The organism is Prauserella flavalba (genome assembly GCF_003202235.1).
Lineage (GTDB): Bacteria > Actinomycetota > Actinomycetes > Mycobacteriales > Pseudonocardiaceae > Prauserella_A > Prauserella_A flavalba.
In genome coordinates, this window is record NZ_MASU01000013.1 from 565,190 (window position 1) to 583,925 (window position 18,736).

Sequence of the window (18,736 nt, forward strand, 5' to 3'; positions counted from 1 at the left end):
CGGCGTGGAACTGAGGATCTTCACCGAGCCCCAGCAGGGCGCTTCCTACGACGATTTGCTCCGGGTCGCCAAGGCGACCGAAGACGCCGGATTCGATGCCTTCTTCCGGTCCGACCACTTCCTCAGGATGGGGTCGGCCTCCGGACTGCCCGGCCCCACCGACGCGTGGGTCACGCTCGGCGGCCTGGCCAGGGAGACCAGCCGCATCCGGCTCGGCACGCTGGTCACCGCCGCGACGTTCCGGCACCCCTCCGCGCTGGCGATCTCCGTGGCTCAGGTCGACCAGATGTCGGGCGGCCGGGTCGAGTTCGGACTCGGCTCCGGCTGGTTCGCCGACGAGCACACCGCCTACGGCTTCGAGCTGCCCGACATGAAGACACGCTTCGACCGCTACGCCGAGCAGCTGGCGATCATCACCGGCCTGTGGGAGACGCCGGAGGGCCAGACGTTCTCCTTCCAGGGCGAGCACTACACGCTCGACGGCGCGCCCGCGCTGCCCAAGCCCGCGCAGCGGCCCCGGCCGCCCGTGGTGCTCGGCGGCACCGGCAAGAAGCGCACGCCCGAGCTGGCCGCGCGCTACGCCGACGAGTTCAACATCCCGTTCAACAGCCCCGAGGTCGCGCTCGCCCAGTTCGAGCGGGTGGAGCAGGCCGCGACGGCGGCAGGCCGCGACCCCAAGGAGATCGTGCGTTCGGCGGCGCTCGTGGTGGCCGTCGGCCGCGACGACGCCGAGGTGACCCGGCGCGCCGACGCCATCGGCCGTCAGGTGCCCGAGCTGCGCGAGAACGGCGTCGCGGGCACCCCGGCGCAGGCGGTCGAGACCATCGGCACCTGGCGGGAGAAGACCGGCATCACGCGCCTGTACCTGCAGGTGCTGGACCTCTCAGACCTCGACCACCTCGAGTTGATCGCGTGCGAGGTCGCGCGCCAGCTCGACTAGCGCCTGTTTTAATGCGCTGATCTGGAAAGTTTCTGGTCAGCGTGGTGATCACGGCGTGTCAGAGGTCAGATAGTCGAGGTCTCCGGTAGATCGATCAACGACCAAGTAGATCGAGAACACCGGAGACCTCGTGGCCAGCGTAGCGGCGACGGGGCGAGCCGACCTGACCGACGCGCAGTGGGCGGTGCTGGAACCGCTGCTGCCGGTGGGACAGAAGCCGGGTCGCCCACCGAAATGGACCAAGCGTCAACTTCTTGACGGAATCCGGTGGCGGGTGCGTGTGGGCGCTCCCTGGCGCGATGTCCCACCGGTGTATGGGTGCTGGCAGACGGTCTACGGGCTGTTCCGGCGCTGGCAGCGCGCTGGCGTGTGGGCGGTAATCCTGGCGGCGTTGCAGGCCAGAGCCGATGGAGCCGGGGTGATCACGTGGGACGTGAGCGTGGATTCCACGATCAACCGAGCGCATCAGCATGCGGCGGGCGCGCGGTCCGATGGTGACCTTCAGCAGGAACCGCCGGGTGGGGTGGGTGAGCCCGAGCCAGCCGATCACGCGTTGGGCCGGTCTCGGGGTGGATGGACTACCAAGCTGCATCTGGCGACCGAGCAGGGGCAGAGGCCGCTGTCCTTGCTGGTGACCGCAGGGCAGTGGGGGGACAGCCCGCAGTTCGAGGCGGTGCTGGCCGGAATCCGGGTCGCCCGAGTTGGTGGTGGGCGAGCCCGGACCCGACCGGATCGGGTGCTGGCGGACAAGGCCTACAGCTCCCGAGCTAACCGGGCCTACCTGCGCAAGCGCGGGATCGCGTGCACGATTCCCCAGCCCGCCGATCAAATCCGGCATCGCCGCAAGCGTGGACGGGCGGGTGGTCGACCACCCGCGTTCGACCCGCACACCTACACGCAGCGCCACGCGGTCGAATGCGGGATCAACCGCCTCAAACGTAACCGAGCTGTGGCCACTCGATATGACAAGCTCGCGGTCCGCTACGAAACGACAGTCCACATCGCCGCGATCAACGAGTGGCTACCTCGCTTATAAAACACGCCCTAGACGCGGTCAGTTCTGGAGCGCGAACGTGACGCCGGGGGCGCTGGGGGTTTCCGGGCGGGGCAGCCAGCGGTCGTCGCTGACGGCCAGCTCGCCCTCCAGCGCCGCGAGCACCGCCTCGCGAGCGAGCGGGAGCGCCTCGGCCACGGTCACGTCGCGGCCCAGCTCCGCCGACAGCGAGGTCGTGCCCGCGTCACTGATGCCGCAGGGCACGATCTTGTCGAAGGCGCTCATGTCGGCGTTGCAGTTGAGCTCGAAGCCGTGCATGGTCACGCCGCGCTGCACGCGGATGCCGATCGCGGCGATCTTGCGTTCCCGGCCCCGGTCGTCGGCCGGAAGCCACACGCCGCTGCGGCCCTCGACCCGTCCTGTGTGGACACCGAACCGCTCGCACACGTGGATCAGCGCCTCCTCGAGGCGGCGCACGTACTGCACCACGTCGATCGGGTCGGCGAGCTTGACGATGGGGTAGCCGACGAGCTGGCCCGGACCGTGCCAGGTGATGCGCCCGCCGCGGTCGACGTCGATCACCGGCGTGCCGTCGGTGGGCCGGTCCTCTGGCTGCGTGCGCTTGCCCGCCGTGTAGACCGAGGGATGCTCCAGCAGCAGCATCGTGTCAGGGCCCTCGCCGTCGGCTCGGGCGTTGACGTACTCCCGCTGCAGGTCCCACGCCTCCAGATAGTCGATCGTGCCGATCTCGCGGACGTCGACGGGATCGGTGGTGGCGCGGCAGGACCTGGTCGCATTCTCAGTCACGCTGACGAGGCTACGCCGCGCCTCACCGGCGGCGACAGCCGAAGTGCGACGGCTGACAGCAGGGCGATACCGCTCACCGCCAGCACGGCGCCGACCGTGTCGGTCAGCCAGTGCACGTCCAGCACCACCCTGCTCGCGGCGCACAGCAGCGTCGCCACCACCGCCACGCGCGTCACCACGGCGACCAGGTGGGCGGCCAGCAGTGTGCACAGGACCACCGCGGCCACGCCCGTGCTCGCGACCGACACCACGTGCCCGCTCGGATAGCTGAAGTCGGGGTACACGCGGGGCCGTTCGCGCGCGAAGACGGGTTTCGCGAGCCAGCTCGTCGCCCGGCAGAGGCCGAGCAGCAGCAGTACCCGCAGCACGATCCCGGCACGGTCCGTGTCGCCGCGCCGCCACAGCACGAGGGCGCCGATCGCCAGTGCCACCGCGAACAGCACGGGCAGCACCGGGCCGAGCACCGCGCTCACCACCTCGGCGACCACGCCCGCGGGGCCTCGCCAGCGGTCCTGGAGCAGCTCGCCGAGCAGGGCGTCGAGCCCACCGGGCGAGCCGCTCACGAACACACCGAGCGCGACGAACGCCGCCAGCAGCACCACGCCGAGCACAAGGGAACGCCGGACGGTCACAGCACCGCCGCGAGCGCCTCGTCGAGGTCGGGGTGCCGGAAGCCGAAGCCCGCGTTGACGAGCTTGCGGGGCACCGCCCTCGGACCGGTCAGGATCATCTCCTCGGCGGCCTCGCCGAGCGCGACGCGCAGCGCCGGAGCGGGCACCCACCACGGCGCGGGCCGGTTCACGGCGCGGCCGAGCGCCCTGGTGAACTCCGCGTTGGTCACCACGCCCGGCGCCGCCATGTTGACGGGGCCGGTCACGTCCTCGCACTCCAGCACGAAACGGATCGCCGCGACCTGGTCGGGCAGGGAGATCCACGGGAAGTACTGCCTGCCGCCACCGAGCCTGGCGCCGAGGCCGAGCCAGAACAGCGGCTTCAAGGGTCCCAGCAGCCCGCCCTTTCCCGCGAGCACGGGCGCGTTACGCAGCAGGACCACGCGGGCGCCCGCCTCGACGGCGGGTGCGGTCGCGGCCTCCCAGGCAACGCACAGCTCGGGCAGGAACCCCCGGCCCGCCGGACGCGACTCCTCGGCCTCGCACTCGCCGGTGTCGCCGTAGTAGTGGGCGCCGGAGGAGTTCACCAGCAGCGGCACCCCGTGCTCGGCGACGGCCTCGGCGAGGACCTCGGTCGGCTCGATCCTGCTGTCGGTGAGCAGTTGCTTGCGGGCACCGCTCCAGCGGCCGGAGATCAGCGGGGCGCCGCACAGGTTCACCACGGCGTCGACACCGTCGAACGTGCCGTGGTCGATGCGGCCCGCGGGCGGGTCCCAGCTGCGCTCGTCGCCCGTGCGGGTGTCGCGGCGCACCAGCCGCAGCACGTCGTGCCCTGCCTTGCGCAGGCACGGCACGAGCGCGCTTCCGATCAGACCGCTGGAACCGGCGACGACTACTCGCATGAACCCACCTTAAAGAGACACAGTGAAGGGGCGCCCACCGAAAGGTGGACGCCCCTCACGCCGAACTCACGTGCTACAGGCCGAGCTCGTCCTCGAACTTGCCCTCTTCGAGGCGCTGCTTGATCGTCGTCAGGAACCGGCCGGCGTCGGCACCGTCGATCAGGCGGTGGTCGTAGGTGAGCGGCAGGTAGGCCATCGACCGGACGGCGATGGTGTCGTTGCCGTCCGCGTCGGCCACCACGACCGGGCGCCGCACGACCGCGCCGGTGCCGAGCATGCCGGACTGCGGCTGCACGATGATCGGCGTGTCGAACAGGGCGCCGTTGCTGCCGATGTTCGTGATCGTGAACGTGCCGCCCGTCAGCTCGTCGGGCGTGACCTTGTTGCTGCGCGCCCGCGCCGCCAGGTCGGCGATGCGGTGCGCGAGCCCGGCCAGGCTCAGCTCGCCGGCGTCGTGGATCACCACCGAGAGCAGGCCGCGCTCGGTGTCCACGGCGATCCCGAGGTTGATCGCGCCGTGGTAGGTGATCTCCTTCGTCTCCTCGTTGTAGGAGGCGTTGACGTTCGGGTGCTGCTTGAGCGCCTCGACGGTGGCCTTGGCGAAGAACGGCAGGAACGTGAGGTTCACGCCCTCGCGCTCGCGGAAGGCCGCCTTGGCCCGCTGCCGCAGCTTGGCGATCTTGGTGACGTCGACCTCGTGCACCTGCGTCAGCTGCGCCGAGACCTGGAGCGACTCCCTGGTCTTGGTGGCCGTGATCTGCCGGATGCGGCTGGCCTTCTGCACGGTGCCGCGCAGTGCCGCCTTCTCCGAGTCCGACACCGCGGCGGCCGGCTCGGCCGGTGCCTGCGCGGCCGGGGCTGCTGCGGCCGGCTGCGCGGCGGCGGGAGCCGCGGCGGGCTGCTGCCGCTGCTTCTCCTCGACCGCGGCGAGCACGTCCTGCTTGCGGATACGCCCACCGACGCCGGTGCCGGTGAGGCTGCCCAGGTCGATGTCGTGCTCGGCGGCGAGCTTGCGCACCAGCGGCGTGACGTACGGCCCGGCGGCGCCGTCCCGGCTCGGAGCGGCCTGCTGCGCGGGCTGGGCCTGCTGGGCCGGTGCCGCGGCGGGCGCGGGCTGAGCGGGCGCAGGGGCCGGGGTCTCCTGCTTCGGCGGCTCCGGAGCCGCCTGCGGCTCCGGCTGCTTCGGCTGGGCCGGGGCCGACGGGGCGGCGTTCGCGTCACCGATCACGGCGAGCTGCCCACCGACCTCGACGGTCTCGTCCTCGCTCACGGAGATCTCGAGCACGGTGCCCGCGACCGGCGAGGGAACCTCGGTGTCGACCTTGTCGGTGGAGATCTCGAGCAGCGGCTCGTCGACCTCGACCGTGTCGCCGACCTGCTTGAGCCACCGGGTCACCGTGCCCTCGGTGACGCTCTCGCCCAGCTCGGGCAGCGTCACCGGGGTGCCTGAGGCCGCGCCGCCCGACGGGGCGGGTTCGGACTGCGCGGGCTGGGCCTGCGCCTGGGTGGGCTCGGGCTGCTGTTCCTGCGCGGGCTCCGGCTCGGGCTGCGCGGGCGCCTCCTCGGCCTGCGGGGCGGGCGCCGCGGCACCGCCGCCGGAACCGTCGTCGATCACCGCCAGCTCGCCGCCGACCTCGACCGTCTCGTCCTCGCGGGCGACGATCTTCTGCACCGTGCCGGCGACGGGGGAGGGGACCTCGGTGTCGACCTTGTCGGTGGAGATCTCGAGTAGCGGCTCGTCGACCTCGACCGTGTCACCCTCCTGCTTCAACCACCGGGTGACGGTGCCCTCCGTGACGCTTTCACCGAGCTCCGGCAATGTGACGGAGTACGCCATCGTTCGCTGACTCCCTTGACTGTTTCTGGTGTGGTCTGGTTCTGAGGCGACTGACGTCAGCCGTGCGTGTGCAGCGGCTTGCCCGCGAGGGCGAGATGCGCCTCGCCGAGTGCCTCGGTCTGGGTCGGGTGGGCGTGGATGAGCGGGGCGACGTCCTCGGGGAAAGCCTCCCAGTTGTAGATCAGCTGTGCCTCGCCGATCAGCTCGCCGACGCGGTCGCCGACCAGGTGCAGGCCCACGACGGGGCCGTCCGGGGCCTTGACCAGCTTCACAGCGCCGGAGGTCTTCAGGATCTGGCTCTTGCCGTTGCCGGCCAGGTCGTAGGTCAGCGTCGTGACGTCCGAGCCGAACTTCTCCTTGGCGGCGGCCTCGGTGAGGCCGACGGAGGCGACCTCGGGGTGCGAGTAGGTGACGCGGGGGATGCCGGCCTCGTCGATGGGCTTCGGGTCGAGCCCCGCGATGTGCTCGGCGACGAGGATGCCCTGCTGGAAGCCGCGGTGGGCGAGCTGCAGGCCGGGCACGATGTCGCCGACGGCGTAGACGTTCGGCAGGTTGGTGCGCAGCAGGTCGTCGGTGAGCACGAAGCCGCGGTCCATCTGGACGCCCGCCTCGTCGTAGCCGTGGCCCGCGGTGTTGGGGCCGCGGCCGACGGCGACCAGCAGCAGGTCGGCCTCCAGCGTCTCGCCGGACTCCAGCGACACGCTCACGCCGTTGTCGTCCTGCTTGGCGCCGGTGAACTTCACGCCGGTCTTGAAGGCGATCTTGCGGCGGCGGAACGCGCGCTCGAGCTGCTTGGACGCGAACTCGTCCTCGTTCGGCACCAGCCGGGGCAGCGCCTCGACGATGGTCACCTCGGTGCCGAAGGAGGCCCACACGCTGGCGAACTCGACGCCGATCACGCCGCCGCCCAGCACCACGGCCTTCTTGGGCACGTAGTCGAGCTTCAGCGCGTCCTCGCTGGCGATGATCCGGCCGCCGAGGTCGAGCCCGGGCAGTGACTTGGAGTACGAGCCGGTGGCCAGCACCACGTTCTTGCCCGTGTAGCGGGTACCGTCGACGGTCACCGTGGTGCCGCCGGAGAAGGTGCCCGTACCCTCCACGTAGTTGATCTTGTGTGCCTTCGCGAGGCCCTGCAGGCCCTTGTACAGGCGGGTGACGACCCCGTCCTTGTACTTGTGGACGCCGGCCATGTCGACGCCCTCGAAGACGGACTTGACGCCGAACTGCTCGCCGTCGCGGGCCGAGTCGGCGACCTCGGCGGCGTGCAGCAGCGCCTTGGTCGGGATGCATCCGCGGTGCAAGCAGGTGCCGCCCAGCTTGTCCTTCTCGATCAACGTGACGGAAAGGCCCAGCTCGGCGGCGCGGAACGCCGCGGCGTAGCCACCCGATCCGCCACCCAGGATCACCAGGTCGGCTTCAGCGTCGGTCACTTCTCAAACTCCTCGGCAGGCAGTGTCGATGGGGTACACGGGCGCCGTGGTGCGCTCATCACACCTCATCTTGTCACCTCGCCTGACAGGCTTGCGAGCTAGTGCTGCCCATGTGGCGGACACGTCGTTTCCGTCCCCGGAATAATGATCGTGGGGACACCGGAAGAGAGGTGGTCGACGTGGGGCTGTTCGACTCACTGCGGAGAAGGAACAAGGGGTCGTCGAAGCCGGGAACGCTGCGAAAGGCCAGCTCGGCCGACACGCGGCACCTGGAGGAATGGGCCGCGTCGCGGCGCGGGGTGGAGGCGTACGTGGAGCCCCGCACCACTGTCACCGACACCACTGTGGTGCTGGTCGCACACGACGGTGAGTGGACGCGGCGCCGGATCGGCAGCCTGTCAGCGGCCCAGGACTTCGGCCGCAAGCGCTCCATCCCCGTCTATGAGGTCGCCCGCACGGGCTACCCGAAGCGCATGCGCGAGTACACCGAGCGGCAGAAAATCCTCGAGCGCCGCCGCGAGCAGCCCTGAGCCCTCACCCGACTGCAGTGAAGGCCACCTTCACTGCAGTCAACGCAGTGAAGGTGGCCTTCACTGCGGTTGAGCACGGGTGGCTACGCCGACGCCTCCAGCAGGCGCAGGTGTTCCTCGAGCAGGGCGCGGATGCCCGGGTGGACGGTGGTGCCGAACACCGGGTCCCATTCGACGACCTCTCCGGTGCCGGGGCGCAGCACGATCCCCTCGGGGTCGCTGATCCCGATCCCCTCGGCGGCGGGAGCCAGCTCGGCCACACCGAGCAGGCGCGGGAACACCACGTCGGCGCGCAGGCCGTCGCAGGTGAGCAGGAACGCGCGGTAGTCGGCCGGCAGCGGGTGGCCGAGCCTGCGCTCCACGTCCGCGATCGCCGCAGGGCTCGCCGGCGGCGGCACCGCGCCCGGCTCGCCCCGCAGTCGCATGATCTCGGCGACCAACTCCCGCCAGCCCCCGCGCTCGCGCTCCGGCCGGTAACGCGCTCCCAGCGCGGCGACGAGCGTCCCCGCGTAGTCCCTGGCCCACTCCTCCGGCACCGTCAGCACGCCGTCGACGAGCAACGGCGCGACGTCACGGCACGCGGCGAGCGTGGCCACGTCCGGTCGCTTCGTCTCGCCCGCGCGCTCGGCCCACCGGCCCAGTGCCTCGGTGGCCGCCTCGACGTCATCCCGCTCCGCCGCGGCCTGCGCCTCGGCGGCGAGTGCCCGCAGCGGGTCCCGGCTCTCCTTGGCGAGGTGCGCGCGGTGAGCCTCGGCCTCGGCGTCGAGGTCGAGCGGGGTCAGCTCGGCCGCCCAGTCCGGTGTCTCGCGGCGCGCGGCGAACAGCATCGCCCACGCCCGCGCGGTGAGCGGCTCCGCCGCGAGCCTGCTCGCCTCACGGCCGGTCGCGGCGAGCCAGTGCCGCACGAGCCGGTCGGACTGCGCGCTCGCCCCGGCGCACGCCAGCAGCAGGGCGGCGGTGGAGATCACCGCGTCGACGCCCTCGTCCGACGCCGTGAGCACCTTGCGCACGGCGTCGTCCGCGTAGCCGCCCTCGTCGGTCACCCGTTGTCGGCGATGTCCGCCAGCACCGCGGCGATCGTGCGCACCGGCACGCCCGTGCCGCCCTTGCCGGTGTAGCCCCACGGGCCGCCCGTGTTGAAGGCGGGGCCCGCGATGTCGATGTGCGCCCACGGCAGGCCCTCGGCGACGAACTCGCGCAGGAAGATCCCGGCCGCGAGCATGCCGCCCCAGCGGGAGCCCGTGACGTTGGCGAGGTCGGCGAGCTTGGAGTCAAGGTCACCGCGCAGCTCCTCCGGCAGCGGCATCGGCCAGCCGTTCTCGCCGGTGGCTTGCGCGATCGCGGCCACGCGGTCGCGGAACTCGTCGGAGCCCATGATGCCGGGCGTGCGGTTGCCAAGGGCCACCATCTGCGCGCCGGTGAGCGTGGACGTCTCGATCAGGTAGTCCGGCTCGTCCTCGGCCGCGCGCACGATCGCGTCGGCGAGCACGAGCCTGCCCTCGGCGTCGGTGTTGAGCACCTCGACGGTCTTGCCGCCGTACATGGTCAGCACGTCACCGGGCCGGTACGACGTGCCCGACGGCATGTTCTCCGCGAGCGGCAGGTAGCCGGTGACCTCGAGCGGGTACTTGAGCTTCGCGGCGAGCACCACGGAGGCGAGCACCGCGGCGGCCCCGGACATGTCCGAGGTCATGTGGTCCATGTTCGCGGCGGGCTTGAGCGAGATGCCGCCCGTGTCGAACGTGATGCCCTTGCCGACCAGCGCGACCTTCCTCTTCGCCTTCGGCCCCTTGTAGGAGAGGCAGACCAGGCGCGGCGGCCGCGACGAGCCGCCACCGACGCCGAGGATGCCGCCGTAGCCCTTGCGCTTGAGCTGCTTCTCGTCGAGCACCTCGATGTCGAGGCCGGTCTGCTCGGCGAGCTTCTTCGCGCGGTCGGCGAACGAGCCGGGGAAGAGGTCGTTGGGCGGGGTGTTCACCAGGTCGCGCGCGGTGAGCACCGACTCGGCGATCGCCGTGGCGGCCTTGAGCGTGGCGCGGTGCTCGCGCGCGGACCCGTCGGCAGGCGTCGCGACGTCCACCGTGGACACCGGGGCGTCGCCGGGCTCCGACTTGTACTCGGTGAAGGTGTACGCGCCCAGGATCGTGCCCTCGACCGCGGCCTGCAGGTCCACAACGGACAGCGTGGTGAGCGCCCGCGCGGTGCCGGCCAGCGCGCGGCCCGAGGCGCCCGCGGCGCGGCGGACCTGCTCCTGCGTCGGCTCCGGCTTGCCGAGGCCGACGGCGAGCACGACGCCCGCGGGCAGCTTGCCCAGCGTCGGCACCTTCACGACCTCCTCGGCCTTGCCGGTGGCGCCGAGCGTGCGCAGCACGTCGACGAGCGTGCCGCCCAGCGCGGCGTCGACGGCCTCGGCGCCGGGCGCCAGCTCCAGCCCGTTGGCTCCCTGAACGGTGCCGACCACGACGGCCTCGGCGCGGGTCTTGCCCAGCGCGGCCTCGGTGATCTCGGACAGGGCAAGCTTCGGCACGCTCACGTCAGGCTCCTCGTCGGGTCTCGAATCTTGTCCGCCATGCTATTGACGGCGTCGTGACCGGTGAGAGGTAGGTACGAGCGTGCAGGTCGGTGCTGGCATCCTCGGCGCGCTCGCGGTGGCCGCCTCCGCTGCGGGGTGGTGGCTGCTCGGCGGCGTCGTGCTCGCGGCGGCACTGGCCTTCTGTGCTCAGTGGACGGTGCCGGAGCCGGAGGGCCGCGGCGCCACCCTGTACCGGGGCCTGCGCTCGGGCGCCAGGATCGCGAGCGTCGCCTTCTACGCCTCGGTGTTCGCCGCCTACGCGGTGCCCGGCTCGGCGTGGCTCGGCGCCGGCGTGTTCGTGCTGCTCGTGGCGGTCGCCGACGCCGTGGGCGTCGGCATCGGCGACTACTGGCGGCGCTGGATCGCGGGACTGCTCGTGGCCGCGGGCGCCGCGTTCGTGGCGGTGAGCGTCGCGATCGCCCCGGCGGGACCCACCGGAGAGCCGTCGTGGCCCGGCGTGCCTGGGCTGCTGCTCGCCGGTGCCGTGCTGTTCCCGCTGCTCACCGGGCTCGACCGGCTCCGCCTCGCCACGGGCGCCGTGCTGGTCGCCGCGGTCGCGGCGGCGGCGCTCTACCAGCTGGGGCCCGTGCGTCTCGGGCTGTCGGTGACCTCGCTGCGCGACGCGCTCGCCGCCGCCGACGCCGAGGCTCTGCAACCGCTGCTCGGCGGCGTCGTGGTGCTCGCGACCGTGCCCGCGGCACTCGCGGCGCTCACCGAGGCGAGGCAGGACCTGCGGCCCCACGGGCGGATCGTCGGGACCGCGGCCTGCGCGCTGGCCTCCGTGGTGCTCGCGGTGGTGCTGACGCCGGTGGGCGCCCTCTTCGTGGCGGCCGCGTTCGCACTGGCGCAGGCGTTCGCGGCGGCGTTGCTCACGCGCGAGCGCACCGCACCGGCCGTCGCGACGGCCGTACTCGCCGTCGCTCTGTTCGGCGGGCTGGTGTTCGGTGCATGAGTCCCCTGCGGTGGGAGCCGGGACAGACGGCGGTGCTGACTTTCCTGCGCCCCGACGCGAGCGTCGGCCAGCAGCACCCGTTGCGCGTGCTCGCCGACGACGGCACCCGGCTGCTCGGCTGGCTGCCCTCCGGCACCCGGATCGTCGGCAGCAGGCTCACCGACGGCAGGCACCAGCGCGACGCGCCACTGGCCGAGCGGTTCGTCGCCCCGCGCAGGCGCGTCCACGACCGGTGGCACGGCACGTCCACGCTGCGGCTGGTGTGCGAGGACGCGTGGTCGTCGGTGTGGTGGTTCTTCGACGAGGCAGGCGAGTTCACCGGCTGGTACGTCAACCTGGAGATTCCGCGCGGGCGGGACGCGCACGGGCCGAGGCGCATCGACGGCGTGCTCGACGTCGACGTGGCCCCCGACCGCGGCTGGGAGTGGAAGGACGAGGACGAGGCGGAGGCGGCCCTGCGGGCCGGGCGCCTCACCGAGCGCGAGCTGGCACTGTTGCGGGAGGAGGGCCTGCGCGTGGCGGCGCTCGCCGAGGCAGGGGCGTTCCCCTTCGACGGCACGTTCACCGATTTCCGGCCGGACCCGGCGTGGCCGGAGCCCGAACTGCCCGCCGAGCTGCTGCGGGACTTGTGAGCGTCAGGCCATCACGTAGGTGAGCCCGAACAGCGCCGCGGCCGTGACGAGCAGGGCGACCAGCGACTTCGCCGGCAGGTCGCGGGGGAAGACCTTGCCGTGCAGGCTCTTCCACCACACCACGCCGAACACGCCGCCGATGATGCCGAGGAAACCACCGAAACCGCCGGCCATGATGTAGCCGATCAGCACGATCAGGCCGGCCGCGAAGGTGAGCAACGCGGCGGCGGCGAAGGTCTTGGCGTCGGAGGCGGCGCCCGCGGACACACTGCTGCCGCCCTGGGGCTGCTGGGGCTGGATGCTCACGTCCGCCATCGTAGAGGTCGGCGAATCCTCTGACTTCCTACTAACGAGATATGCTCATCGACATGACTACGACGATCCCGTTCAGCCGTACCCTCAGCACGTCTCCCGCCTCGGCGGAGCGCGTAGCCGAGGTACTGGCGGCTCCGGGATTCGGCACCCACTTCACCGACCACATGGTGACGGTCGAGTGGGACACCGAGCGTGGCTGGCACGACCCGCGGGTGCGTCCGTACGAGGGCCTCTCGCTCGACCCGGCCACGGCCGTCCTGCACTACGGGCAGGCGATCTTCGAGGGCCTCAAGGCGTACCGGCAGCCGGACGGCACCATCAGTGCGTTCCGCCCCGAGCAGAACGCCGCCCGATTCCGCCGCTCCGCGGCGCGGCTCGCGATGCCGGAGCTGCCCGACGAGCTGTTCCTCGGGTCTATCCACGAGCTGATCGCCGTCGACGAGCGGTGGGTGCCGACGCGGCAGGGTGACACGCTCTACCTGCGGCCGTTCATGATCGCCACCGAGGCGGGCCTCGGCGTCAACCGGCCGTCCGGTTCGTACCTCTACTCGCTCATCGCCTCGCCCGCCGGCTCCTACTTCGCCGGCGGCGTGAAGCCGGTCAGCGTGTGGCTGTCGACCGAGTACGTGCGCGCGGCCCCCGGCGGCACCGGGTTCGCCAAGTGCGCCGGCAACTACGCGGCGTCCTTCGTGGCGCAGGCGCAGGCCGTCGAGCAGGGCTGCGACCAGGTGGTGTGGCTCGACGCGGTCGAGCGGCGCTGGGTCGAGGAGATGGGCGGGATGAACCTGTTCTTCGTCTTCGGCTCCGGTGAGGACGCCCGGGTGGTGACGCCCGAGCTGAGCGGTTCGCTGCTTCCCGGCGTCACCCGCGACACCCTCCTGAGGCTGGCCTCCGACTTCGGCCACCGCGTCGAGGAGCGCAAGATCTCCACCGACGAGTGGGAGAAGGCGGCCGCCTCCGGCGAGCTGACCGAGGTGTTCGCGTGTGGCACGGCCGCCGTGATCACGCCGGTGGGCAGGGTCAAACACGGCGGCGGCGAGTTCACCATCTCCGGCGGCAAGCCCGGCGAGCTGACCATGCGCCTGCGCGAGGAGCTCACCGGCATCCAGGAGGGCACCCGCCCCGACCCGCACGGCTGGATGCACAAGCTCGCCTGACTCCCGCGAGTCGTGCGCTCCGGGGCGCGAGTCTTGCGCTCCGGAGCCCGAGTCGTGCTTTCCCGACAGCGAGTCGTGCGTTCCCGGACCTACTCGGGCAGCGGCACCTGGTCGAACGTCGTCATCTCCGTCAGCAGCCGTGCCGACGCCGTGAGCAGCGGCAGCACCGCCGTGGCGCCCGCGCCGCCGCCGAGCCGGACGCCGAGGTCGACCACGGGCTCCAGGTCGAGGTGGTCGAGCGCGAGCACCTGAGCGGGTTCGGTGGACCGGTGCGTGGCCAGCCACCACGAGCGCGAACCGGGTGCGAGCTCCTCGGCGACCAAGGCGGCGGCGGCCGACGCGAGCCCGTCGAGCAGCACCGGCGTGCGGCGCACGGCGGCCTGGGCGAGGAAGCCCGCCATCGCGGCGAGGTCCGCACCACCGGCCGTACGAAGCAGCTCCACCGGGTCGGACAGCGCGGGCCGGGCCCGGCGCAGGGCGTCGCGCACCGCGACGGCCTTGCGCATCCACCCGTTGTCGTCGATGCCCGAGCCCCTGCCGATCACGGCCACCGGTTCGGTCCCGGTGAGCGCCGCGACGAGCGTGGACGCCGGGGTGGTGACGCCGACACCGAGGTCGGCGGGCACGAGCAGGTCGGCGCCCGAGTCCACCTCCGCGTCGGCTAGCCGCATCCCCGCCCGCACGGCCGCCTCGGCCTCGTCGGCGGTGAGCGCGTCCTCGACGTCGATCGAGCCGGAGCCCCTGCGGACCTTGAACTCGCCGTCCTCCGCCGAGTCCACGGCGATGTCCTCCACGCGCAGGCCTGCGCCCGCGACATCGGCGAGGACGTTCAGCGCACCGCCCCCGGACCGGGCCGCGGCGAGCAGCTGCCGCGTCACCTCCGGCTTGTAGGCGGACACGCCCTTGGCGGCGATCCCGTGGTCACCCGCGAACACGACGACCCGCGTGCGCTTGAGCGGGCGCGGCGGCGACTGACCCTGGCATGCGGCGATCCACGCGCCGAGGTCCTCCAGCTTGCCGAGTGACCCCACGGGCTTGAGCAGCAGGCCGTGGCGCCGCAGGGCGTCGGCGCGGGCGATCTCGTCGGGATGGGGAACGGTGGCGAACTCGATGGGCACGGGGCCAAGTTACCGCGCGTCGCGCGTGAGCAGGGCCCTGGCCAGGGAGCTGTCGCACACGAGCACGTCGAGCACGCCCGTGCGCAGCGCGCCGAGCACCCCGCCCGCCTTCTCCGGGCCTGCCGCCACGCCCGCGACGGTCGGGATCGCGGCGAGGTCGGACAGCGACACGGCCAGCACGTGGTCGTCGGAGGGGCCTGCCAGCGGCGTGCCCTCGGCGTCGAAGAACCGGGCGCAGACGTCGCCGACGGGCCTGGCCGCGTCGAACCGGGCTTGCTCCTCGGCGCTGAGGTTCATGGCCTTGACGAGCGCGGCCGAGGAACCCTGCCCGACGCTGCCGATGCCGACGATCGCCACCTGCACGCGGCGGGCGGCGTCGAGGGTGGCCTGCACGCTCGGCTCGGCGAGCAGCACGTCCCTGCCCGCCTTGGACGTGAGCAGCGCGGGCGCGTGCAGTCGCTGGTACCGGCCGCCGACGCGGCCCGCGAGGTCGCGCACGAGCTCCTCGCCGCTGATCGCCGAGTCCACTGCGGACAGTCCACCCACGAGCGGAAGCACCTCGACGTCGAGCCCGCCCTCGTCGGGGATGTGCTGCACGACGGCCTGCAGCCCGTGCCCCCACGAGACGCCGATCTGTTGCCCCGCTTGCAGGTTCTCCAGCAGCCACCGGGCGCCGAGGTCGCCGACCCTCGACAGTGGACGGTCGGCGCTGTGGATCTCGGCGACCCGGCAGTCGCGCAGGCCGAACCGCGCGGTGAGCTCCGCCTCGAGATCCATGTCCCGGCCCGTCGGGTCGTTGATCTGGATCCGGACGATGCCGCGCTCGCGCGCCGCGGTGAGCATGCGCGAGACACTCGAGCGGCTCACCTGCAGCGTGGTCGCGATCTCGTTCTGGGAGCGGCCTTCCTCGTAGTAGAGGCGGGCCGCCTTGACGAGCAGTTGCTGATCGCGCGGTGGTGGCATGGGCTCACGCGTCCAGATCTGTCACCAGCAACCGCGAGAGCTCGGTGAGCGCGGCGTCGGCGTCGGCGCCGTCGGTGCGCAGCACCACCTCCTCGCCGTGCCCGATCGCGAGGCTCAGTACGGAGAGCATGCTGCGCGCGTCGACGGGTTCCGTGCCGGGCCTGCCGATCAGGACCTGGCCGGAGTGCTTGGCGGCGGCTTTGACGAATACGCTGGCGGGCCTGGCGTGCAGGCCGACGCTGGACGCGATCTTCACGCGGATCTCCGGCATGCGTGCTCCTTCGCAATCGGGTCTTGTCGACGCTTGAGCGGCATGTTACACACATCACTGGCAAACGTGAAGAACGTACGCACATAAGTGCAAATGCCGGATTGTGGGGGGCCGAGAAGGAGGCCAGGAATGCAAGTGCTTGCTGTAATGGCGCAGCAGCAGCCGGCACAGCCAGAGCCGGAGACGAGCGGCGGTGTGCTCGGCGTCTTCGAATGGCTGGGCACACATTTCATCGGGCTGTTCAACGAGTCGGGCGAGCAGTTCGTGGGGTTGGTGACCGGCATCCTGCCGACCCTGATCGTCCTGCTCACGTTCATGTACGCGCTCACGACCTTCATCGGCGAGCAGCGTGTGACGAGGGCGGTGCAGTGGTCGGCGCGGTGGTGGATCACGCGGTACACGATCATGCCGATCATCGCGGTGCTCATGCTCACCAACCCGATGTGCTATTCGTTCGGCCGGTTCCTGCCCGAGCGGCACAAGCCGGCGTTCTACGACTCCGCGGTGTCCTTCGTGCACCCGGTGACCACGTTCTTCCCGTACGCCAACGCCGGTGAGCTGTTCGTGTGGCTCGGCATCGCCAACGGCATCACGCAGCTCGGCGAGTCGACGGTTCCGTTGGCACTGCGGTACTTCCTCGTCGGCATCGTGGTGATCTTCATCCGCGGCATCGTCACCGAGAAGCTCACCGCGTTCATGATCAAGCGGACCGGCCGCACCGAGGTCTTCGCCGACTTCGACCGCGAGTTCGAGGCCGCACGGGCCGGAGGGGTGAAGGCATGAGCGAGACGGACACCACGCACACCTCCCGCGCCGTGTTCGTGCGCGCGGGCGCGGGCGGCTGGGGGCCGGGCCTGCTGCTGCGGGCCGACGGCAAGCGCAACAAGGTGCTCTCGGTGACCGGGGGCGGCATCCACGAGGTGGCCGCGAGGATCGCCGCGCTGACGGGGGCCGAGGCCGTGGACGGCTTCACCACCACCGTGCCCGACGACGAGGTGGTGGCCGCGGTCATCAACTGCGGCGGCACGGCGCGCATCGGCGTGTACCCGCGCAAGGGCATCCCCACCGTCGACGTCTACCCCGGTGCGCCCGGCGGGCCGCTCGCGAAGTTCATCACCGAGGAGCTGTTCGTCTCCGCGGTCGGTGTCGAGCAGGTCCAGCCGTCCACAGTGGAAGGTGCCGAGGAACCGGCCGAAGAGCCCGCCGTTCCGCCGCGCTCGGAACGCCCTTCGTCGCGCGAGGTCGCCGCGACCGTCACCGGTGACGGGAAGTTCGGGCAGGCGTTCAACTCGGTCACCGGCGTCTTCGTCAAGTTCGGCTCCGGCGTCGGCTCGTTCGTCAACACGATGCTCGCCGCGGGCAGGCAGACGATCGAGCTGACGCTCAAGACGATCCTGCCGTTCATGGCCTACGTGAGCCTGCTGCTCGGCATCGTCATCTACACCGGTGTCGCGCAGTGGATGGGCGAGGTGCTCTCGCCGATCGCGAGCAACCCCATCGGGCTCGTGGCGATCAGCCTCGTCGTGGCCCTGCCGTTCCTGTCGCCCATCCTCGGGCCCGGCGCGGCGATCGCGCAGGTGATCGGCACGTTGATGGGCAGCCAGATCGCGATCGGCGCGCTGCCGGTGCAGTACGCGCTGCCGACGCTGTTCGCGATCAACGGCCAGGTGGGCTGCGACTTCGTGCCGGTGGGGCTCGCACTGGGTGAGGCGAAGCCGGAGACCGTGGCGGTCGGAACGCCCGCGGTGCTGATCAGCCGCATGATCACCTCGCCGGTGGCGGTGCTGATCGCGTGGGCCGCGAGTTTCGGCCTGTAGGAGAGTGGAGGAATGAGCGTGTATTACGAGAGCACCGTCCTGCGGGCAGGCGACGAGGCGGGCGACATGGTGGAGGGCGGAGTCATGATCCTCTACGCCGACCCGATCCCGGACGCGCTGGAGAGCGTGAGCGTCGTGCACGGTCCCGCGAAGGGGCCCGAGCGGGAGATCCGGCCCGGCGACGTGTTCCTCCTCGGCGACGAGCGCGTCGAGCTGGTCGCCGTGGGGGAGCGGGCGCACGAGAACCTGCGCACCCTCGGCCACATCGTCGTCTACCTCAACCCCGACGAGGGCACGTCGCTGCTGCCCGGTGCCGTGCACGGCAAGGGAACCGTGACGCTGCCGAAGGCAGGTGCCCGGCTCGCGCTGAGCGGGGGGACGACGTGACCTGGCAGGCGGTGCTCGTGCTGGTCTGCGGCTTCGTCGCCGCGGGACTGCTGAGCTACCGCCAGCACCTCGGCTACCAGCGCGCCGTCAACGAGCTGGCGACCGACGAGAACCGCAGCGGCATGCTGCTGGTCAGCGGGCGCGCGAAGGGGCGCCTGCGCGGCGCGATCGTGCTGCTGGTGATCGACCGCCGCCGCGGCGAGGTCACCAGGGCGCAGGTGATGGAGGGCGTGTCGGTGTTCGCGACGTTCACCGAGCGCCCGGACCTGGCGGGTCCCGTGGAGGGTGCCGAGGAACGCGCGGGCTCCAAGGCGCTCGCGAAGGCCGTCGCCGAGGCGCTCAAGATGGCCGCCCGGCTCAACGCCGGAACCCTGAGGTCCCAAGCCGTCTAGACCCAAATGCAGTGAAGGCCACCTTGCCTGCGTTCAACGCAGGCAAGGTGGCCTTCACTGCATTTGCACTTATGTGCGGAGAACGTGGGCTTGTGTGCTTTTCCACCTG

Annotated in this window: 21 protein-coding genes; 10 read left to right on the top strand and 11 right to left on the bottom strand. The window is 71.6% G+C overall.

Translation table 11 applies throughout. The features are described from left to right. Nucleotides 1–4 precede the first annotated feature (4 nt). Nucleotides 5–940: an LLM class F420-dependent oxidoreductase gene (locus tag BA062_RS29950; protein ID WP_110342420.1), complete on the top strand. Its 936-nt coding sequence runs from the start codon at nucleotides 5–7 to the stop codon at nucleotides 938–940. A 130-nt stretch (nucleotides 941–1,070) separates the two neighbouring features. Next, nucleotides 1,071–1,976 (top strand): IS5 family transposase, encoded by a 906-nt coding sequence (locus BA062_RS29955; RefSeq protein ID WP_110339501.1) that lies wholly within the window; start codon nucleotides 1,071–1,073, stop codon nucleotides 1,974–1,976. Between the two features lie 18 nt (nucleotides 1,977–1,994). Here the strand turns inward: BA062_RS29955 and lipB are convergent, their stop codons facing one another. The 5 genes from lipB to lpdA form a co-directional block, all read right to left on the bottom strand. Then, nucleotides 1,995–2,741, bottom strand: coding sequence for a lipoyl(octanoyl) transferase LipB (gene lipB / locus BA062_RS29960; RefSeq protein ID WP_110342421.1), 747 nt, complete (start codon nucleotides 2,739–2,741; stop codon nucleotides 1,995–1,997). Next, nucleotides 2,738–3,373 (bottom strand): phosphatase PAP2 family protein, encoded by a 636-nt coding sequence (locus BA062_RS29965; RefSeq protein ID WP_110342422.1) that lies wholly within the window; start codon nucleotides 3,371–3,373, stop codon nucleotides 2,738–2,740. Before BA062_RS29965 ends, lipB begins: the two co-directional genes overlap by 4 nt. Further along, nucleotides 3,370–4,254 (bottom strand): TIGR01777 family oxidoreductase, encoded by an 885-nt coding sequence (locus tag BA062_RS29970; RefSeq protein WP_110342423.1) that lies wholly within the window; start codon nucleotides 4,252–4,254, stop codon nucleotides 3,370–3,372. The genes BA062_RS29965 and BA062_RS29970 overlap by 4 nt, the downstream gene beginning before the upstream one ends. A gap of 73 nt (nucleotides 4,255–4,327) precedes the next feature. Then, on the bottom strand, nucleotides 4,328–6,091 hold the full coding sequence (gene sucB, locus BA062_RS29975; RefSeq protein WP_110342424.1) for a 2-oxoglutarate dehydrogenase, E2 component, dihydrolipoamide succinyltransferase: 1,764 nt from the start codon (nucleotides 6,089–6,091) through the stop codon (nucleotides 4,328–4,330). A gap of 56 nt (nucleotides 6,092–6,147) precedes the next feature. Next, the gene (gene lpdA / locus BA062_RS29980) at nucleotides 6,148–7,521 is read right to left on the bottom strand and encodes a dihydrolipoyl dehydrogenase (RefSeq protein WP_110342425.1); all 1,374 of its coding nucleotides are present in this window, start codon (nucleotides 7,519–7,521) and stop codon (nucleotides 6,148–6,150) included. A gap of 170 nt (nucleotides 7,522–7,691) precedes the next feature. On the opposite strand from lpdA, the gene BA062_RS29985 reads away from it, so the two are divergent. Next, nucleotides 7,692–8,051, top strand: a complete 360-nt coding sequence (locus BA062_RS29985) for an oxidoreductase (protein ID WP_168214128.1) — start codon at nucleotides 7,692–7,694, stop codon at nucleotides 8,049–8,051. A gap of 83 nt (nucleotides 8,052–8,134) precedes the next feature. Here BA062_RS29985 and BA062_RS29990 read toward each other — a convergent pair whose 3' ends face one another. Both BA062_RS29990 and BA062_RS29995 read right to left on the bottom strand, forming a co-directional pair. Next, nucleotides 8,135–9,094, bottom strand: coding sequence for an SMI1/KNR4 family protein (locus BA062_RS29990; RefSeq protein WP_110342427.1), 960 nt, complete (start codon nucleotides 9,092–9,094; stop codon nucleotides 8,135–8,137). Next, nucleotides 9,091–10,584: a leucyl aminopeptidase gene (locus tag BA062_RS29995; RefSeq protein WP_110342428.1), complete on the bottom strand. Its 1,494-nt coding sequence runs from the start codon at nucleotides 10,582–10,584 to the stop codon at nucleotides 9,091–9,093. The genes BA062_RS29990 and BA062_RS29995 overlap by 4 nt, the downstream gene beginning before the upstream one ends. A gap of 79 nt (nucleotides 10,585–10,663) precedes the next feature. Between BA062_RS29995 and BA062_RS30000 the strand changes: the two genes are divergently transcribed. Both BA062_RS30000 and BA062_RS30005 read left to right on the top strand, forming a co-directional pair. Next, complete coding sequence (locus BA062_RS30000; protein ID WP_110342429.1) at nucleotides 10,664–11,575, top strand: hypothetical protein; 912 nt, start codon at nucleotides 10,664–10,666, stop codon at nucleotides 11,573–11,575. Beyond that, nucleotides 11,572–12,207, top strand: a complete 636-nt coding sequence (locus BA062_RS30005; protein WP_110342430.1) for a ribonuclease FAU-1 family protein — start codon at nucleotides 11,572–11,574, stop codon at nucleotides 12,205–12,207. The genes BA062_RS30000 and BA062_RS30005 overlap by 4 nt, the downstream gene beginning before the upstream one ends. Before the next feature lie 3 nt (nucleotides 12,208–12,210). Here BA062_RS30005 and BA062_RS30010 read toward each other — a convergent pair whose 3' ends face one another. After that, on the bottom strand, nucleotides 12,211–12,522 hold the full coding sequence (locus BA062_RS30010) for a hypothetical protein (protein WP_110342431.1): 312 nt from the start codon (nucleotides 12,520–12,522) through the stop codon (nucleotides 12,211–12,213). Nucleotides 12,523–12,575: 53 nt separating this feature from the next. On the opposite strand from BA062_RS30010, the gene BA062_RS30015 reads away from it, so the two are divergent. Further along, nucleotides 12,576–13,679: a branched-chain amino acid aminotransferase gene (locus BA062_RS30015; RefSeq protein ID WP_110342652.1), complete on the top strand. Its 1,104-nt coding sequence runs from the start codon at nucleotides 12,576–12,578 to the stop codon at nucleotides 13,677–13,679. An 89-nt stretch (nucleotides 13,680–13,768) separates the two neighbouring features. Here BA062_RS30015 and cobT read toward each other — a convergent pair whose 3' ends face one another. The 3 genes from cobT to BA062_RS30030 are packed head-to-tail and all read right to left on the bottom strand — an operon-like array spanning nucleotide 13,769 to nucleotide 16,031. Further along, on the bottom strand, nucleotides 13,769–14,797 hold the full coding sequence (gene cobT / locus BA062_RS30020) for a nicotinate-nucleotide--dimethylbenzimidazole phosphoribosyltransferase (protein ID WP_110342432.1): 1,029 nt from the start codon (nucleotides 14,795–14,797) through the stop codon (nucleotides 13,769–13,771). Nucleotides 14,798–14,806: 9 nt separating this feature from the next. Then, complete coding sequence (locus tag BA062_RS30025; RefSeq protein ID WP_110342433.1) at nucleotides 14,807–15,760, bottom strand: sugar-binding transcriptional regulator; 954 nt, start codon at nucleotides 15,758–15,760, stop codon at nucleotides 14,807–14,809. Nucleotides 15,761–15,764: 4 nt separating this feature from the next. After that, nucleotides 15,765–16,031, bottom strand: coding sequence for an HPr family phosphocarrier protein (locus tag BA062_RS30030; protein WP_110342434.1), 267 nt, complete (start codon nucleotides 16,029–16,031; stop codon nucleotides 15,765–15,767). A gap of 129 nt (nucleotides 16,032–16,160) precedes the next feature. Between BA062_RS30030 and srlA the strand changes: the two genes are divergently transcribed. From srlA to BA062_RS30050, 4 genes are read left to right on the top strand one after another with little or no spacing between them, the layout of a single operon-like run. Further along, on the top strand, nucleotides 16,161–16,814 hold the full coding sequence (gene srlA / locus BA062_RS30035) for a PTS glucitol/sorbitol transporter subunit IIC (protein WP_228713888.1): 654 nt from the start codon (nucleotides 16,161–16,163) through the stop codon (nucleotides 16,812–16,814). Beyond that, nucleotides 16,811–17,848: a PTS glucitol/sorbitol transporter subunit IIB gene (gene srlE, locus BA062_RS30040; protein WP_110342436.1), complete on the top strand. Its 1,038-nt coding sequence runs from the start codon at nucleotides 16,811–16,813 to the stop codon at nucleotides 17,846–17,848. The genes srlA and srlE overlap by 4 nt, the downstream gene beginning before the upstream one ends. Before the next feature lie 12 nt (nucleotides 17,849–17,860). Continuing rightward, a complete protein-coding gene (locus BA062_RS30045) occupies nucleotides 17,861–18,235 on the top strand; it encodes a PTS glucitol/sorbitol transporter subunit IIA (protein ID WP_110342437.1) in 375 nt (124 codons plus the stop codon). Next, nucleotides 18,232–18,627 (top strand): transcriptional regulator GutM, encoded by a 396-nt coding sequence (locus BA062_RS30050; RefSeq protein WP_110342438.1) that lies wholly within the window; start codon nucleotides 18,232–18,234, stop codon nucleotides 18,625–18,627. Before BA062_RS30045 ends, BA062_RS30050 begins: the two co-directional genes overlap by 4 nt. Nucleotides 18,628–18,736: the final 109 nt, after the last annotated feature.

Excerpts from the sequence above, each read along its gene's own strand:
- BA062_RS29970 (WP_110342423.1), bottom strand. The coding sequence starts at position 4,254 with ATGCGAGTAGTCGTCGCCGGTTCCAGCGGTCTGATCGGAAGCGCGCTC.
- sucB (WP_110342424.1), bottom strand. The coding sequence starts at position 6,091 with ATGGCGTACTCCGTCACATTGCCGGAGCTCGGTGAAAGCGTCACGGAG.
- BA062_RS30005 (WP_110342430.1), top strand. The coding sequence starts at position 11,572 with ATGAGTCCCCTGCGGTGGGAGCCGGGACAGACGGCGGTGCTGACTTTC.
- BA062_RS30010 (WP_110342431.1), bottom strand. The coding sequence starts at position 12,522 with ATGGCGGACGTGAGCATCCAGCCCCAGCAGCCCCAGGGCGGCAGCAGT.
- BA062_RS30015 (WP_110342652.1), top strand. The coding sequence starts at position 12,576 with ATGACTACGACGATCCCGTTCAGCCGTACCCTCAGCACGTCTCCCGCC.
- BA062_RS30025 (WP_110342433.1), bottom strand. The coding sequence starts at position 15,760 with ATGCCACCACCGCGCGATCAGCAACTGCTCGTCAAGGCGGCCCGCCTC.
- BA062_RS30030 (WP_110342434.1), bottom strand. The coding sequence starts at position 16,031 with ATGCCGGAGATCCGCGTGAAGATCGCGTCCAGCGTCGGCCTGCACGCC.
- srlA (WP_228713888.1), top strand. The coding sequence starts at position 16,161 with ATGCAAGTGCTTGCTGTAATGGCGCAGCAGCAGCCGGCACAGCCAGAG.
- srlE (WP_110342436.1), top strand. The coding sequence starts at position 16,811 with ATGAGCGAGACGGACACCACGCACACCTCCCGCGCCGTGTTCGTGCGC.
- BA062_RS30045 (WP_110342437.1), top strand. The coding sequence starts at position 17,861 with ATGAGCGTGTATTACGAGAGCACCGTCCTGCGGGCAGGCGACGAGGCG.